The sequence below is a fragment of the Psychromonas sp. KJ10-10 genome, from assembly GCF_047323245.1.
Lineage (GTDB): Bacteria > Pseudomonadota > Gammaproteobacteria > Enterobacterales > Psychromonadaceae > Psychromonas.
This window is the reverse complement of record NZ_CP178826.1, coordinates 194160-211053: the sequence shown is the minus strand read 5'-3', so window position 1 is coordinate 211053 and position 16894 is coordinate 194160. Positions and strand designations below refer to the sequence as shown.

Below are 16894 nucleotides of genomic sequence, written 5' to 3'. Positions count from 1 at the left end.
TTATTTAAGAGTATCTACTCATATTTTCGCCGGGAGATTAGATTCTTACGTGCTGTAATTTAAATCAACGCTTATTGGTTGAAATCACCAGACAGCACACTCTGGTGGTAACTTCGGTCAAGTGGTGATTCCTCTTTAACTGCTTTATTTAGAAGGCTAGTTAAGTCTGTTAACATCCATTGGTATAATTGTTGTCCTTTTTCAATAGTTGCTACTGATGGTTTTCCTGTTGTCCCATTAAGGCTGGTACGATTGACTGGATGACTAAAAACACAATCATCAGTTCGGTCTGGATCATCGGCAACATTAAGTTTGTCTTCTCTTACTATTTCTGGATGTAAGGCCATCATTAAACCTGTTTCTGCATCATTAGCATGCCAGTCATCGCCATCTTCAAAATGAGCTTGTTTAACACGGTCGGATAGCTGTGCGGTATTAGCAATTGCAACCATAAAACCATCGTGTTTTGCTCGTAACATTTCTAAAGCACATCTTAGTGGCGCTTCATTGGTTACGTGACCATTAACGATAATTAATCGACGAATACCGGCAGATTGAATCCATTCACCTAAGTCACAAATAACATCTATTAAGGTTTTAGGGCTTAATGCCATTGTGCCCGGCCAGCGTTTGGAATGCCCGATTGAACAACCATAGGGTAATGTAGGCAAAAGAATGACTGGAGATTTTTCGGTCGCATCGCTACAAAGAGTATGAGCGATTGCGGTATCCATACCACAACCCAGGTGTGGGCCATGTTGTTCTGTTGCACCAATTGGCAATACTGCTGTTTGAATACCAGATTGAACCGCATCAGCAACTTCTTCCCAAGTCATATTATTTAGATCAAACATTAAAAGACACTCCCTACATCAGATTTTACATTTACCATTCTGACTAAATTCATGTGGTCATCATCATCGTTGTCCGTTTTGGGATGAATAAGACTTTCGATATGTTGTTTAGTTGCTAAAAATTCAGGCGATAAAAATTGTTCTGCATTTCGAGGTTGTGGAACCGGAACTTCGATTAATTCTTCTATTTCTCCCGGATTTGCTTTGAGTACTAAAATTCTATCTGCTAAATAAACCGCTTCATCTAAGTCATGAGTAATAAAAAATACGGTGATATCTATATTTTTCCAGATTTCCATCAGGTAAGCCTGCATTTTTGAGCGAGTTTGAGCATCGAGTGCGCCAAAAGGCTCATCCATTAATAAAATTTTAGGCTGGTTAGCGAGTGCTCGTGCAATTGCAACACGTTGTTTCATCCCACCTGAAAGCTGATTAGGATAATGGTTTTCAAACTTTGATAAACCAATTAAATCGGCCCATTGCCTTGCATTTGCTTCCGCAGTATCTTTGCCTTCTCCACTTTCAATTAAGCCAAACATAATATTTTGTTTCACGGTTAACCATGGAAATAAGGTATAACCTTGGAAAACCATTCCACGCTCAGGGCCTGGTTTAGTCACTTCTTTTCCGTCTAGTAACACTTGTCCTGATGTTGCGCTTTCCAATCCTGCTAAAATCCTAATTAAAGTCGATTTACCACAACCCGATGGACCAATCACGCAAACGAATTCACGTTTATAAATACTCAGGTTAATATCTTTAAGCGCGGTGACTTTGCCATTATTAGTATTAAACTCTTTGGTTAAACCTTTAACTTCCATTGTTACTGGTCGTTGTTTTAAACGGTCAAAACGATCTTTTACGGCTTCGTTTTGCTGTTTGTAATTAGGTATGCTTATATTCGTCATATGTACCCTTATTGCGTTTTTTGCCAGCGAAACAATCTACGACCAAACCAAGCTAGTATTAAGTCAATGGCTAAGCCGAGAATACCAATCATCATTATGGTCTGCGAATACGTTGTCAAAATTTTTGTAGCGAGCTTGTTGCGTAATGAACCAAGTAATTCCTGAGCTGGTTCCTATTAACTCAGCAACTATTAAATAAGTCCAAGCCCAGCCAAGAAGAATACGTGTATCTTTATAAAGGTCAGGTAATATGCCTGGTATTACTATTTTAAATAACATTGAGCGGTTGCTTGCACCTAATGTTTGTCCTGCTTCTAGTAAAGCGGGGTCAAGTTTTCGCGTAGTATTCGCAACAATTAAAACCTGTTGGAAAAATGTGCCAATAAAAATAATCGCTATTTTGGGTGATTGATAAATACCTAAAATGGCAACAGCTAGGGCACCAAATGCTGGCGCAGGTAAATAACGGAAAAACTCTATAAATGGTTCAAATAATCTAGAGAAAAAATCATAGGTACCAGCAAGAATACCAAGCGGGATGCCAACGATTGATGATATTAAAAATCCCCAAAATATGACTTGAATACTGCTCCAAAGGCTTTCATGTAGCCATTTTTCACTGCGACGTTTAGGCTCTGTTGTAAAGGCTGTGTAAAAAGCGCTAACAACTTCATGTGGGGCTGGCAAATAAACTGGGTTTGCCGGAATACCCTTTGGTAATGCTTTTTCTGACTCTTCCGCTTTTAGGCTTTCACTTTCAAAAATATTATTGTCAACTAACATGTCACTACGGAAATAGCTCACTGATCCCGGTTCTGTGATTTTCGTTTGTGGGTGCCATACAAAAGGCAAGTAACTTACTGCACACCAAAGTAATATGGGCACTAAAAAACTGAGTAATGCAACAGATGAGCGACTACGTGGTGGTAGTTGTTTATTAACGGCAAACAGCGACATATTCTTTTCCCTAGCCTGCTTAAATCCCAATAATAAAGGTCTATTAAAGGGATAAAAAATATTTAATAAAGCAATAGAAAATGTTTTTAACTATTGCTTAAACTCATGCTTTATTCATTTATTTCATTCATTAAAGACATATCAATATATGAATCGATTGGTTGAGGATCTGGGTATACTCCGTTGGCAACATTAAAATCATCCGCAATTTTGCTTGAACCGTATATTGACTTAAATCCATCTGCTTTATGGGCATATGCTAATGCTTCTTTTGTGCTCAGAATTTTAGTGCCTTCCATAAAACCTTGGTATTTTTCAGGGGAAATACCAACACGAGCGACCATGATAGAAACAGCTTCATCATGCGTTTTTTCATCGTTTAAATATGCAACAACCATATCCCATACTTTTAGCACTTTGATCCAATCATCTCGACGCTGAGATAAGCTAGAAGGTGTCACTGCTAATACATCGTAAATTAAGCCGGGTTCATCTGCTGAAGAGTAAATACGCTTAGACCCAGGTACCATTTCTAGCGCTTGGCCTGCGTTTGGTTGCCAAGCACCAATGGCATCAACCTGACCAGAAGCGAGTACTTGAGGTGTTTCATTAGTTGGTACATTAACTAATTCAACGTCTTTCTCTGTCATACCATTTTTTTCTAGACCGTTAAGTAATAGCAAGTGTTCGACGAATCCAATTTCAATACCAATCTTTTTGCCTTTTAAATCTGTAATAGTTGAAATACCAGGAGCACCCACAATCATGTCATTACCGTTGGAATAATCATCAATCAAAATCATCACATTTTGTGCACCAGTAGCACTTGTTACTAGCGCATCACCGTTAGTCATTGTGACTGCATCTAATTGTCCTGCTTGCAAATGCATCTAAGCTTGCAACATAGTCAAACCATTCAAATTCAACTTCTACACCAACCTCTTCAAACATATTTTTTTCGATTGCAATTTCCCAAGCAACCCACCCTGGCCAGTCGCTATAACCAATTTTTAGAGGTTCAGCAAAAACGGATGAAGCTAAAGTAAGACCTGCGATACAAGTTGTCATTATTCGTTTAATCATTTGATACTCCTTGGTCATATTCACATAAAAGATAGTATTACGATTTTTTATTTTCGTAATACCAAAGAAGCATGTTACGTGCCAAAGGAAATTTTTATTGTGAAAATTGTACTTTGATGATCATTTTGAATATCAGTTTTTTTTGTTTTGAGAAATTTAAAAGTAGAGTTTTAGAGTGTTTACAAGCATTTCGTTAAATATAAATCTAATAAATAAGAATAAGTAAATATTGCTATGTTGTTTGATATGAACAATAAGCAGAAGTACAATATTACCTATTCAATGCGTCCTGATAGTGCAATAATCAATAAAGTCGATCCATGTTGGGGCATCTGAGAAAATTTTTCTTGTTCGCTTGAAAATTTTAGTCAAATTCATCCGCGTCGTACTTTTTATAAAGTGCCCATAATGGTGCAAAGTTGCTAAATAAGATTCATAATAGTGCTGACTAATTAAAATTTGAATTTAATAGTTTAATTAAATCAAGAGGTTATTTTTTATAAGTTGGCGTTAATTTTGCTTAATTTATAACTAGTAATAATATTAAAATTTGCAAATAGACATCTAGGGTTCCAGCTGTTTCAGTGTTTGGTCCGAGAGTTGTCGACCTTTTTCTAAGGTTACACGGAGGGATAAAAGCCCGGGAGATGATAGGTTATTCGTCGATCATGCTTTGAAAGTGTAACTAAGGAGAAAATAATGAAGCTCATCATAAACACCTCTATATCCAATATTAAAAACCTTATTTTTAATTTATCACCCTGCGAAGTTCTAACCTTAATAGTTAGGGAATTTTTTCAATTTAAACCTCAATTGTATGCAATATCATCTTTAGGTGCTTTATCCGTTAGCCTGATATTTAAACAAATATTTCCCTAATATTATTTCCTAAAAAATAACACGTTTAGTTAGCGTTTCTATTTAAAGTAATTTAAGCCATAAAATTACAGCTTTTAAAAATAAAATCACACAATTAGTCATATTTTAACTAGGAGGAAAAATGCAAGAAACACTTTATAAAGAACACATTCCCGGTGCAAGTCACTGGTCAATGGTTATTCCTGCGGGCCATACATTAACATTAACTGATCCTGAAGGTGGTAGTAATGTTTCTATGTTGTTTTATAACCCAAATAACCTATTAGAACGTTATAATGCGCCTGATACTTTAAAATGTCAGCACACTTTTAAACTGACTAAAGGGCATTGCTTGTATTCAGATATGGGGCGTATTTTCTGCTCTATTATTCATGATGATACTCAATGGATTGATAGTGTTGGTGGTGTTGCTAATAAGCAAAAAGTAGAGCAAAAGTGGGGCGCACGTGATTACCAAAGCGACCGTAATGCTTGGTTACAAAATGGCTATGACAGTCTATTGGTTGAAGTGGCTAAATACGGTTTAGGTAAACGCGATTTGGTCGCTAACATTAACATTTTCAGTAAAGTGAAAACCGATGATGAAGGCACATTAAGTTTTGTTGAAGGTCATAGCAAAGCCGGCGACCAAGTTCAATTACGCTTTGAAATGGATACCTTAGTGGTATTAACAACTTGTCCTCACCCGATGAACCCTGCTAGTGAATACCCTAATTTAGCGACTGAATTATGCTTAACTAAATCCGCTCCAATCAGTGATGATGATGAATGTATGACCTCATGTGACGAAAATGGTCGAGGTTTTGAAAATAATCGTCGTTACCAGTGTAATCACTCTCACCATCATACTTCACCTACTCTATCGGGAGCACAATAATGATCATTGAAAGCACTTTAAAAGCAGAACAAGCAATCCGCCGTGACGTAGTGCCTGCTGGCGATTATTACATGAAAGTTGTAAAAGCAGGTGAAACACTGCGTATTTTAGATATCGAAGGTAACCAAGTCTGCCGATACTTTGTTTTATAACGCAAATGATCCAAGTGAGCGCTACAGTGCAATGGATACTATTCGCGAACAGGGTAATGTTTACTTAACTGCGGGTACTAAGCTGTTATCTAATGATGGTAATGTCATGTTAGAAATCACTGCAGATACCTGTGGCCGACACGATACCTTAGGTGGTGCCTGTGCCACTGAAAGTAATACTGTACGTTATGCCATTGAAAAAAATGCATGCATGCCTGTCGTGATAGTTGGTTATTAGCAGTGGCTGAAAACCCACAATACGGGTTAAGTAAGCGCGATATTACTCATAATATTAACTTCTTTATGAACGTACCTGTTAATAGTGAAGGTGGATTAAGTTTTGCCGATGGTATCAGTGGTGCGGGTAAATATGTAGAAATGAAAGCGACAATGGATGTGATTGTTTTATTATCAAACTGTCCTCAGCTGAATAACCCTTGTAATGCTTATAACCCAACACCTGTTGAAATGATTGTTTGGAATTAAATAAGTCATTCACAAAACACTAATGAGAAAATAGGGACGACCCTATTAACCCCTCTCAGCTTTCTTTCGGGACGACCCGACCTTGTTAAGGTCTATTGTATGTTTACTAAAATATTAATTGCCAACCGTGGTGCTATTGCTTGTCGTATTATTCGCACATTATCTGCAATGGGCATTGAAAGTGTTTCTATTTATAGTCTTGCCGATGCAGATAGTCTGCATGTTGCACAGGCCGACCATGCTTATTCGTTAGGTGAAGGTGGTGCAAAACAAACCTACCTTGATATCGATAAAGTCATTGCGATTGCGAAAGAGTCTGGTGCTCAAGCAATTCATCCTGGTTATGGATTTTTAAGTGAAAACGTTGATTTTGTTGCTCGCCTGTGAAAAAAATGATTTAGTCTTTTTAGGACCAACCTCAGCGCAGATGTTGCAATTTGGATTAAAACATCGCGCTCGTGAATTAGCCGAGCAAGCTAATGTCCCTCTTTTACCTGGTAGTGATCTCTTAGAAAATGTTGATCAAGCGTTACAACTAGCAGAGGAAATTGGTTACCCGGTAATGCTAAAAAGCACCGCTGGTGGCGGTGGTATTGGTATGCAACGTTGTAATAGTGCGCAAGAGCTAAGCCAAGCCTATGATTCGGTAAAACGTTTAAGTGAAAATAACTTTAGCAATAGTGCGCTGTTTTTAGAAAAGTTTATTGTTCAAGCCCGTCATATTGAAGTACAAGTTTTTGGTGATGGCCAAGGTAATGCAATTGCCCTAGGTGAACGAGATTGTTCTGCGCAACGTCGTAATCAAAAAGTCATAGAAGAAAGTCCTGCACCAAATTTAAGTGATGAGTTAAGAGATCAATTACATTCAACGGCAACACGTTTAGTTGCTATGGTAAATTACCGTAGTGCTGGTACCGTAGAATTTGTATTTGACCAACAGGCACAACAATTTTACTTTTTAGAAGTAAATACTCGCTTACAGGTTGAGCACGGTGTAACTGAAATGGTTTACAACGTGGATATCGTAAACTGGATGGTTAGCCTAGCGACAAACACATTAGCACCTTTAGCTGAACTTGAAAAAGGTTTGCTTGCTCAAGGGCATGCGATTCAAGTTCGCCTTTATGCAGAAGATGCTAACAAAGATTTCCAACCCAGCGCAGGATTAATTAGCCACGTAAAATGGGCAACAGAAGTTGATCAAGGTAAATTACGAATTGATCACTGGTTAGAAAGTGGCACAGAAGTATCTCCTTTCTTTGACCCAATGCTAGCAAAAGTCATTTGTCACAGCGATACGCGTGAGCAAGCCTTAAATGGTTTAAAACAAGCCTTAGTAAATAGTGAAGTTTATGGCATAGAAAGTAACAAAGATTATTTATATCAATTATTAAGTGATGATGTGGTTGAAGCCGGATTGTTACTGACTCAAACACTCAACCAATTTAAATATTACCCAAACTCAATTGATGTATTAGCTGGTGGAACACAAACCACAATTCAAGATTATCCTGGCCGTAAAGGTTATTGGGATATCGGTGTGCCACCATCAGGTCCGATGGACAATGTCAGCTTTAATCTTGCTAATACCCTGCTAAATAACGATGAAAATGCGGCCGGTTTAGAAATTACCGTCAGTGGCCCAATTTTACGTTTTAATCATGCTACTCAGATTGTTATTACAGGTGCAAAAATTGAAGCATCAATCGATGAGCAAACAGTCGCTCATGGGCAAATTATTGATATCAAAGCGGGGCAAACTTTAACGCTGGGTAATATTACTGGTGCGGGTGCGCGCAGTTATTTAGCGGTGCAAGGGGGCATACAGTGCCCTGATTATCTGGGTAGTAAATCAACATTTACCCTAGGTCAATTCGGTGGTCATGCTGGGCGAGCTTTACGAGCAGGTGATGTTTTACACCTTGACCAAGCTGCGATGACAACACCTGTCACTAGCACTAAAAAAGCATTATTACCTGAAATTACAGATGAATGGACGATACGTGTTATTTATGGTCCTCATGGTGCACCTGATTTCTTTTGTCCTGAAGATATCGATGCCTTCTTTGAAGCAACTTGGGAAGTGCATTTTAACTCTAGTCGTACTGGTGTGCGTTTAATGGGTCCTAAACCAAAATGGGCGCGTGAAGATGGTGGTGAAGCAGGACTGCATCCATCCAACATTCACGATAATGCTTATGCGGTAGGTACTATTGATTTTACGGGTGATATGCCGGTTATTTTAGGGCCAGATGGCCCAAGTTTAGGTGGCTTTGTTTGTCCTGTTACCATTATTAAATCGGATCTTTGGAAAATAGGGCAACTAAAAGCAGGCGCAAAAATTCGTTTCCAAGCGGTTTCGATTGATGATGCACAACAACTTGAACGTCAGCAAATGGTGCAAATTGCAACCGGGCAATATGTCACGCAAACCTTACCGACACAAGATCCGACCAGCGCGATTATCAAGCAAATAGATAAAACTGAGCTTAATGAACAAGTGGTTTATCGTGCTAGTGGTGAAGATTATCTATTGGTGGAATATGGTCAACAGGTTTTAGATGTGGCATTACGCTTCCGTGTCCATGCACTGATGTTGCAATTACAAAGTATGAATATTGCTGGCATACAAGAACTGACTCCGGGTATACGTTCATTACAAATACATTACGATAATTTGCAGTTACCTTTAACTCAATTATTAAACCTGCTGGCTGAAGCTGAAAATGCATTAGGGGATGTGAGCCAATTATCGGTTCCTTCACGTATCGTGCACATTCCTCTCTCTTGGGATGATTACGCAACACGTTTAGCGATTAAAAAGTACGATGAATTAGTACGTAAAGATGCACCTTGGTGTCCTGATAATATCGAATTTATTCGCCGTATTAATGGCCTTGAATCCGTTGAGCAAGTTAAAGACATCGTATTTAACGCTAGCTATTTAGTAATGGGTTTAGGTGATGTTTATTTAGGTGCGCCAGTTGCCACACCGTTAGATCCCCGTCATCGTTTAGTGACTACTAAATACAACCCAGCTAGAACATGGACGCCAGAAAATGCAGTGGGGATTGGTGGCGCTTACTTATGTGTTTACGGTATGGAAGGACCGGGCGGTTATCAGTTTGTTGGGCGTACCTTACAAATGTGGAATCGTTATCGTCAAACAGAAGAATTCAAAAAACCTTGGTTATTACGCTTCTTCGATCAAATTCGTTTTTATCCTGTGAGTAGTGAAGAGCTTACCCAAATTCGTCATGATTTTCCGCGTGGAGACTATCCATTAAAAATCGAAGAAACGACCTTTAGCTTAGCCGAGTATCAGCGACAACTAAGTGATAACCAAGAGTCAATTGTGACCTTTAAAGAACAGCAACAAAAAGCCTTTGAAGCTGAGCGTCAACGTTGGCAAGAAACCGGACAAGCAAATTTTGTTGCCCAAGAAATGACTAAAGTTGAAACCGATATTGTTGCTTTAACCACACAGCAACGTGGAGTTGATAGTCATGTCGCCGGTAATATTTGGCAAGTTCTAGTAAAACCTGGCGAAGAAGTAAAAGCGGGACAAGTGTTATTAGTGCTTGAAGCAATGAAGATGGAAATAGAAGTCGTCGCACCAGCTGATGGTAAGGTTATCAGTGTCGTACAAAAAGAAGGTTCTCAGGTACATGCGGGACAACGTTTAATGATTTTGGAGAAGTTATAATGTCAGACTTAAACACAACACAAGCTATGACAATCAATGAATTAAAAGTCGCTTTTAGTCGCGGTGAATTAAATGTAAGTGACTTTTTATCAGCTAAATTAGCACAGGCTAAAAGTGATCAAAGTAATGTTTGGATCAGCACTATTTCTGAGTCTCAGTTACAGACAATGCTCACTTATTTACAATCAAAAACAGTTCAAGAATTACCTTTGTACGGTATCCCTTTTGCAGTTAAAGATAATATAGACTTAGCTATGTTACCTACCACGGTCGCTTGTGAAGCCTTTGAATATCAGCCGACTGATTCTGCAACTGTGGTCAAATTATTAATTGAAGCGGGTGCTATTCCACTTGGAAAAACCAATCTTGACCAATTTGCGACAGGCTTAGTGGGTGTTCGAAGCCCCTGGGGAGCGGTTAATAATAGTTTTGATCCTGAATATATCTCAGGTGGTTCAAGTTCTGGTAGTGCAGTCGCAGTCGCAACAGGGCAAGTCAGTTTCTCACTAGGCACGGATACAGCAGGCTCTGGCCGAGTACCAGTCGCTCTAAATAACATAGTTGGTTTAAAAGCCACTAAAGGATTACTCAGTTGTAGTGGTGTCGTGCCTGCTTGTAAAAGCTTGGATTGTGTCACCATGTTTGCTAATACGTCTGCTGAGTTAAATCAGTTACTAGAAGTTGTCGCGCAACAGGATAACGCAGATTGTTACTCTCGTAGCAATCAAGAAAATAATAGTCTCGCTTATTATCAAACGAACAAAGACCTGTCAGGATTAAAAATTGGTTTGCCTGTACAGGAGCAGTTAAGCTTTTTGGTGATAGTGAAAGACAAGCCTTGTTTGCTGAGAATATTAAGCAATTACAACAGTCAGGTGCTGAAATCATTCCTGTTAATTTTCAACCCTTTTTAGATGCTTGCTAAATTGCTTTATGAAGGGCCTTGGGTAGCAGAGCGTTATGCGGCAATTGAAACCTTCTTTACTCAAGATCCTAAACAGTGTTTACCCGTGATAGAAACTATTATTGGTGGTGCAACGGGCCATTCTGCGGTGAGTGCCTTTAAAGCAATGTACCGTTTACAAGCATATAAAATAGAGTGTGATGCCATTTTAGAGCAGGTAGATTGCATTGTGACCCCAACGGCAGGCACAACCTATAAAATTGCAGAGCTTGAAAATGATCCGATCCAGCTGAATTCGAATCTAGGTTATTACACTAACTTTATGAATTTGCTTGATTATGCGGCGATTGCGGTACCTTCGGGTTTTGTTTCCTCTGGTTTGCCTTTTGGTATTACCTTATTTGCACCTGCTTTTAGTGACCGTTTATTATTAAGCATCGCTTCTAAATGGCAACAGATCACTGCATTGCCTTTAGGTGCATTAAAACAAGCTTTGCCTGTCAGTGATACACAAGCTGAAGATATGCCAGCTAAACTTGGTGAAATTGATATTGCAGTATGTGGTGCACACCTGACTGGTTTTCCACTTAATCACCAGTTAACTGAACGTGGTGGGGTATTAGTGAAAGCTTGTTCGACCTCAGCAGACTACCGATTTTATGCCCTAGCGGGAGGCCCTCCTTTCCGTCCTGGTTTAATTCGTGTCGATGATCAAACAGGCGCGAAAATAGAAGTAGAAGTATGGCGTTTACCTGTTTCCACTATTGGTACTTTTTTACAGGGTATTGGACAACCGCTTGGTTTAGGAAAAGTACAACTAGATGATAATACTTGGGTAAGTAGTTTTATTTGTGAAGGTTATGCGATAAAAACTGCCGAAGATATTACTCATTTTGGAAGCTGGAAAGCTTATATGAATTCTAAAAACTAATAGCTATCCTGATTTGGAAGTTTTGTAAGAGTATTAAGATTTACAAAGCTTCCAAATATTAACTTTTATTTATAAAACAATTTGTTATGTTATTTTAGTGAAGAGATAAAGCTTAATGACATAAAATATCCTATTTAAATCAACCTTTTATTTTCCTGATATTCTATACTTCATATTCGTAAATAAATAAAAAGGGTTTGGATTTTAGTGATAATTCAGAATTGGCTTGATCAGCTTTGCTTAATGATCCCTAATGTACAAGTCGCGATTGTGGTTGACCATTTAGATGCGAGGTCGCATCAGCAAGCAATGGCATGCTGGCCAAATAAAACAATTAATACTGACGTCTTGTTTAAGCAACTGCCTTTATTAAAAGCGCAGGGCTCCCCGGTTGTATCAATTGCTAAACAATCTCCCGCTGAATCAAATAAAACCATTATTGAAAAATTAGTGATTGCTTATCCTCTTTCTTTATCTAATGCTTCTGCTGGAGCTGTGTTGATTGAAGTAGTCGCTAAAGCATCACAGCAAAGCATCCTATTACAGATGTTAAAATGGGGACACAGTTGGCTACAATTATTATTGCAACATGTTGATGAGAATGAGCAAAATACAGGGGCTTTGCAAGCTAAAGCGCCGCCACCTGAGCATCCCTCTTTTATCTATTTTTCGATTGTACAAGCAGTTTTAGCCTGTGCAGATCATCAACAGGCATTGATGACTTTAGTTAATAAAATTGTCACTTGTTGGCCCTTTGAACGAGTTGCTTTAGGGGTAGTCAATGGGCAAGATATTGAAGTAAAAGCTATTTCACATAGTGCTCACTTTGATGGTCGTAGTAACCTAATTGTTAATATGAGCCAGGCGATGGCAGAAGTGAAGGATACTCCTGGGGGCATCTATTTTTCAGCTTCCGAATGTGATGAGTTGGCAAGTTATGTTGGCCATCAACGTTTGTTAGTTGACAGTGATATTTCTGCTTTGATCTCCTTACCGCTTCAAGACAATGATCAAACCGTGGCGGTATTATTATGTGAGTTTAAAGATAAAACTCATGATAACCAGCAACTTGCTTCTCAGTATTTGGCAAAACTCAATATTTTAGCTGGCTTATTAGGGCCTCTAATTGCACTACACCAACGTGGTAATCAAAGTGTGTCTGCCCATTTTGCAGGTCGCTCCCGAGCTCGACTAACAGGTTTGCAACAGGGGAAATTTGGAAGGCTTCCATTAATAGCAGGTTTCATTTTGTTATTAGGTTTGACGGGTTTTATTAATACAGATTTTAGAGTGGCAACAGAGGCCACAATAGAAGGACGTATTCAGCGTGCAGTGGTTGCTCCCTTTGATGGATACATTGATATGGCCTTTGCACGAGCAGGGGAGTTAATTCAACAAGGTGAAGCGATTGCTCAGCTTGATGATCAGCCTTTGCAGTTAGAAAAGCAGGGGTGGTTAAGTAAAAAAGAAGAATATCAGAATCAATACCGCCAAGAACTGGTTTCATTAAATCATGCTCAAGCACAAATTATCAAAGCGCAAATTGCCCAAGCAGAGATTCAAATTGCTCAGGTTGACAGTCGCTTACAGCGGGCAAAATTAGTATCGCCTTTGTCTGGTGTGATCATCGAGGGTGATTTGTCACGTTCATTAGGAGCACCGGTTGAAAGAGGACAAGTACTATTTGAAGTTGCTCCTCTGGATGAATATCGTGTGGTGTTGAAAGTGCATGAGCAAGATATTGCCTATTTACAAAAGGGACAAACAGGATCTTTGATGTTAAAGGCCTACCCTAAGCAATCAATTCCTTTAATTGTTGAACAAGTGGCGATTGTTTATGAACAGGAAGGTGATTACACCTGGTATCGCACTGAGGCAAGTATTGATCAGGATAACCTTCCCAGTGATATGTTATTACGCCCAGGAATGGAAGGTTTAGGCAAAATTGAAGTTGGTGAAAAAAGCCTTGCTTGGTTAGGGTTTCATCGCTTAGTCGATTGGTTTCGTTTGTGGTTTTGGTCATGGACGCCTTAAATTATGATAATTGATCAAGCATCATGGGATGCTATCGCTGAGCTTAAGCCGAAATTACGTTCACATGTAAGCTTTTATCAACATGTATATCGACATCAAACATGGCATGTTGTTGCTGATCGATTGTCCAATACACATTTTCGATGCAACAATTTAGTGTTTCAGTTTATTAAACGTCTGGATGGCCAATGTACTATTGCACAGGCTTATCAACACTGTCTTGATGTAGCTGGAGAGCATGCGCCAGAACAAGTCGCAATCATGCAAGTGATAGCTTCTTTACAAATGAGAGACCTGCTTCAGGGGAAATTCCTGTTTCATCAGAAACGCTTTTCCTACGCCATAAAGAGCTAAAATATAAGCAAAAAATACAAAAGTGGTCACGCCCTCTTGCCTTTAAAGTATCGCTCTGGGATCCAGATAAATGGCTTGAAAAGGTAACCCCCTTATTTTCAGTTTTTTTAATGCTGGCATCTTGGTGTTGTGTCTTTGTTTGATGGCCTTAGGTGGCAGTATTGCCTTTGGCCATTGGTCGGGCTTAATGCTACATTTTTCAGTGCGATTTATGAGTCCTGAGAACCTGATCCTTATTTGGTTATTGTACCCACTTGTTAAACTTATTCATGAATTAGGACATGCCTTTCTAACTAAATACTGGGGAGGCGAAGTACATGATATGGGCGTATTATTTATCGTGTTTATGCCTATTCCCTATGTAGATGCCTCCAGTAGTTATCAGTTTACCAATAAGCATCAACGAATGATGGTGGTCTGCTGCGGGCATTTTTATTGAGTTATTATTAGTCGCTGTTGGCATACTTTGCTGGTCAATGATGGAAGATGGCATTATTCGAGATATTGCTTTTAATATTGCTATTGTTGGCGGGCTGTCTACTTTGTTTGTTAATGGTAATCCTCTGTTACGTTTTGATGGATACCATGTTTTTAGTGATGCGATTGAAGTACCGAATCTGGCTAGTCGTTCGAGTAAATATCTTGGATATCTTTGTCAGCGTTTATTGTTAGGTTTAGATGATCTTATCTCACCAGTGACAGCACAGGGTGAGTCTCGCTGGTTACTCTTTTATGGTTTAGTGGCTGGCATTTATCGTTTATTTATTAGTTTTACTATCGCTTTTTTTGTTGCTAGTCATTATTTTATTATTGGTGTTTTACTGGCTCTATTATCCTTAGTACAGCAAATAATATGGCCTACGATAGTTGCTTTGAAAAATTTATTGTTGATGGCAAAGGCGCGAGCACGTTTATATCGACTAACGGCTACTAGCGTACCCATTGTGTTGATATTTATGTTGTTATTATTTTCCCAGCCGCATTTCAGTACTAACATTGAAGGCATGGCAGTATTACCAGAAACTGGCTTGATACGTGCTAAAAGTGACGGTTTTGTTGAGCGGATATTTAAAGAGAATGGCCAGCAGGTTAACCAAGGTGATGTTTTATTTGAACTGGTTAATCCTGAATTAACAGTGCAAGAAGCATTAATTAAAGCGCAAATCGAAGAGTTAAAAGACGAGAAAGCCATGCGTTTTCAGAAGGGCCGATGGCTAGTCAGATGATTAAGTTAGAAATTCAACAGGCACAAAGTACCTTATTAGATACTCAAAAACAGATTGTGCAATTATCAGTAAAAAGTGCTACTTCAGGAACGCTTTCAATTCCCAAAGCAGTAGACATGCCGGGAAGATTTTACCATAAAGGTGATGTACTGGCCTATGTGGTTGATCTTTCACAGGTGACTGTTAAAGCGATAATTCCTCAGACTAAGTTTGATAGTTTAAATCTTGCAAATAGAGAGTGGCAAGGAAAAATAACCAGCCAACCGAGGCTGACTTTTAATGTGTTGGCTGGAAGAGAAGTACCCCGTGCTTCCTATCAATTACCGAGTGCAAAATTAGGCTCGGCGGGGGAGGCGAAATAAGAGTTGATGCACGTGATAGCGAAGGGCGAAAGGTGCTTGAAGCTGTGTATCAAGTTGAATTAACCCTACAAGACTACAGAGAACAATACCTGACGGGGAAAGTTGCCGTGAAAGTACCACATCCACCTGAAAGTTTTGCGAGTTATTTTTATAGAAAAATCATGGTATTTTTATCTGCTCATTTCCAATATTGATTAATCTCATAATCGTATGTTTTAACAACAATCTTATAGATGATAAAGTTGTTAAAAACTGAGCTTGAACTAACCTATAAATTGGAATAAAACTATTTTTGCTTACACGGAAGATAAAATGCATTTAATCAACAACGAATATTTAACGCTTAAAAATATTAATTTATCTAAGTACCTAATAAAAATACCTTTTATTGCAGTAAGCTTGCTTTCATTTAGCGTTTCTTGGGTTGCCACTGCGGAAGAACTTCCACCTGTCGATTGTGTGATTAATCCTTATAAAATTGTTGATATTACTAGCCCTGTGCCTGGCGTACTCGATGAAGTTAGAGTAAAGCGAAGCGATTGGATAGCAAAAGACAATATTATTGCAGTGTTAGAAAGCAGTGTTGAAAAAGCAACGGTTGCGCTTGCGAATGTACGTGCGGAAATAGACTCAGAAATTAGACTCAGTGAAGTAAGTTTAGCCTTTGCGATAAAACAACAGGCTCGAGTTGATAAATTGTACGCGCGTCAGACTGTTTCCGACAAAGTAAAGGATGAAGCTGACCGAGACGTTGAGTTATCTATTTGGCAATTACAACAGGCGAAGGATTTAAAAAAAGTCCGCCAGCTTGAATTACAACGCGCAAGAGAAGAAATCAGACAAAAAACAATTCGAGCACCATTTGATGGTTTTGTATTGCAAACCTTTAAAGACGTAGGCGAACATGTGGAAGAAGCGACCTATTGTGCGTATCGCACAATTTGACCCGTTATTGATTGAAGCTATCGTACCGATGGAGCAGTTTGGTAAAATTGAGATTGGCATGACAGGATTAGTTTACCCTGAGTTATACACGGATGATCCGAAGCAAGCACAAGTTGTTGCCGTTGACAGAATGGGCGATGCGACAAGCCGTACTTTTGGTGTGCGTTTAGAACTACCTAACCCTGATTTCAATATTCCTGCGGGTTTAAAGTGTGAGATGAAATTTCTTTAACTCT

Annotated in this window: 19 protein-coding genes, 1 pseudogene and 1 riboswitch; of the genes and pseudogenes, 15 read left to right on the top strand and 5 right to left on the bottom strand. The window is 38.9% G+C overall.

The annotated features are described in order from the left end of the window. Positions 1-71: 71 nt before the first annotated feature. From ACLKMH_RS01175 to ACLKMH_RS01155, 5 genes are all read right to left on the bottom strand, one after another. Positions 72-854 (bottom strand): creatininase family protein, encoded by a 783-nt coding sequence (locus ACLKMH_RS01175; RefSeq protein WP_413700534.1) that lies wholly within the window; start codon positions 852-854, stop codon positions 72-74. Further along, a complete protein-coding gene (locus tag ACLKMH_RS01170; RefSeq protein WP_413700533.1) occupies positions 854-1762 on the bottom strand; it encodes an ABC transporter ATP-binding protein in 909 nt (302 codons plus the stop codon). The genes ACLKMH_RS01175 and ACLKMH_RS01170 overlap by 1 nt, the downstream gene beginning before the upstream one ends. 63 nt (positions 1763-1825) lie before the next feature. Then, complete coding sequence (locus ACLKMH_RS01165) at positions 1826-2719, bottom strand: ABC transporter permease (RefSeq protein ID WP_413700532.1); 894 nt, start codon at positions 2717-2719, stop codon at positions 1826-1828. Positions 2720-2829: 110 nt separating this feature from the next. After that, the gene (locus ACLKMH_RS01160; RefSeq protein ID WP_413700531.1) at positions 2830-3609 is read right to left on the bottom strand and encodes an ABC transporter substrate-binding protein; all 780 of its coding nucleotides are present in this window, start codon (positions 3607-3609) and stop codon (positions 2830-2832) included. Then, positions 3566-3802: a hypothetical protein gene (locus ACLKMH_RS01155; protein ID WP_413700530.1), complete on the bottom strand. Its 237-nt coding sequence runs from the start codon at positions 3800-3802 to the stop codon at positions 3566-3568. Before ACLKMH_RS01155 ends, ACLKMH_RS01160 begins: the two co-directional genes overlap by 44 nt. Before the next feature lie 553 nt (positions 3803-4355). Next, a riboswitch (guanidine-I (ykkC/yxkD leader) is annotated at positions 4356-4451 on the top strand. A 351-nt stretch (positions 4452-4802) separates the two neighbouring features. Here ACLKMH_RS01155 and ACLKMH_RS01150 point away from each other — a divergent pair. The 15 genes and pseudogenes from ACLKMH_RS01150 (at position 4803) to ACLKMH_RS01080 (ending at position 16890) form a co-directional block, all read left to right on the top strand. Continuing rightward, positions 4803-5558, top strand: a complete 756-nt coding sequence (locus ACLKMH_RS01150) for an urea amidolyase associated protein UAAP1 (protein WP_413700529.1) — start codon at positions 4803-4805, stop codon at positions 5556-5558. Beyond that, positions 5558-5710 (top strand): DUF1989 domain-containing protein, encoded by a 153-nt coding sequence (locus ACLKMH_RS01145; RefSeq protein WP_413700528.1) that lies wholly within the window; start codon positions 5558-5560, stop codon positions 5708-5710. The genes ACLKMH_RS01150 and ACLKMH_RS01145 overlap by 1 nt, the downstream gene beginning before the upstream one ends. A 31-nt stretch (positions 5711-5741) precedes the next feature. Then, positions 5742-6196: pseudogene (locus ACLKMH_RS01140) on the top strand (DUF1989 domain-containing protein). Positions 6197-6295: 99 nt separating this feature from the next. Next, positions 6296-6583, top strand: a complete 288-nt coding sequence (locus ACLKMH_RS01135) for a biotin carboxylase N-terminal domain-containing protein (RefSeq protein WP_413700527.1) — start codon at positions 6296-6298, stop codon at positions 6581-6583. Then, entirely contained in the window at positions 6552-9902 is a 3351-nt protein-coding gene (uca, locus tag ACLKMH_RS01130; protein WP_413700526.1) for an urea carboxylase, read from the top strand. Before ACLKMH_RS01135 ends, uca begins: the two co-directional genes overlap by 32 nt. Then, the gene (locus tag ACLKMH_RS01125; RefSeq protein WP_413700525.1) at positions 9902-10816 is read left to right on the top strand and encodes an amidase family protein; all 915 of its coding nucleotides are present in this window, start codon (positions 9902-9904) and stop codon (positions 10814-10816) included. The genes uca and ACLKMH_RS01125 overlap by 1 nt, the downstream gene beginning before the upstream one ends. Next, entirely contained in the window at positions 10817-11737 is a 921-nt protein-coding gene (locus ACLKMH_RS01120) for an amidase family protein (RefSeq protein ID WP_413700524.1), read from the top strand. Positions 11738-11944: 207 nt separating this feature from the next. Beyond that, the gene (locus ACLKMH_RS01115; RefSeq protein WP_413700523.1) at positions 11945-13771 is read left to right on the top strand and encodes an efflux RND transporter periplasmic adaptor subunit; all 1827 of its coding nucleotides are present in this window, start codon (positions 11945-11947) and stop codon (positions 13769-13771) included. 3 nt (positions 13772-13774) lie between these two features. Continuing rightward, on the top strand, positions 13775-14125 hold the full coding sequence (locus tag ACLKMH_RS01110) for a hypothetical protein (RefSeq protein WP_413700522.1): 351 nt from the start codon (positions 13775-13777) through the stop codon (positions 14123-14125). Between the two features lie 124 nt (positions 14126-14249). Then, positions 14250-14564, top strand: coding sequence for a hypothetical protein (locus tag ACLKMH_RS01105; RefSeq protein ID WP_413700521.1), 315 nt, complete (start codon positions 14250-14252; stop codon positions 14562-14564). A gap of 37 nt (positions 14565-14601) precedes the next feature. After that, entirely contained in the window at positions 14602-15351 is a 750-nt protein-coding gene (locus tag ACLKMH_RS01100; RefSeq protein ID WP_413700520.1) for a biotin/lipoyl-binding protein, read from the top strand. Next, positions 15348-15713, top strand: a complete 366-nt coding sequence (locus ACLKMH_RS01095; RefSeq protein ID WP_413700519.1) for a hypothetical protein — start codon at positions 15348-15350, stop codon at positions 15711-15713. The genes ACLKMH_RS01100 and ACLKMH_RS01095 overlap by 4 nt, the downstream gene beginning before the upstream one ends. A 32-nt stretch (positions 15714-15745) precedes the next feature. Further along, positions 15746-15907: a hypothetical protein gene (locus ACLKMH_RS01090; protein ID WP_413700518.1), complete on the top strand. Its 162-nt coding sequence runs from the start codon at positions 15746-15748 to the stop codon at positions 15905-15907. 118 nt (positions 15908-16025) lie between these two features. After that, positions 16026-16658, top strand: a complete 633-nt coding sequence (locus ACLKMH_RS01085; RefSeq protein WP_413700517.1) for a hypothetical protein — start codon at positions 16026-16028, stop codon at positions 16656-16658. Continuing rightward, positions 16639-16890: an efflux RND transporter periplasmic adaptor subunit gene (locus ACLKMH_RS01080; RefSeq protein WP_413700516.1), complete on the top strand. Its 252-nt coding sequence runs from the start codon at positions 16639-16641 to the stop codon at positions 16888-16890. The genes ACLKMH_RS01085 and ACLKMH_RS01080 overlap by 20 nt, the downstream gene beginning before the upstream one ends. Positions 16891-16894: the final 4 nt, after the last annotated feature.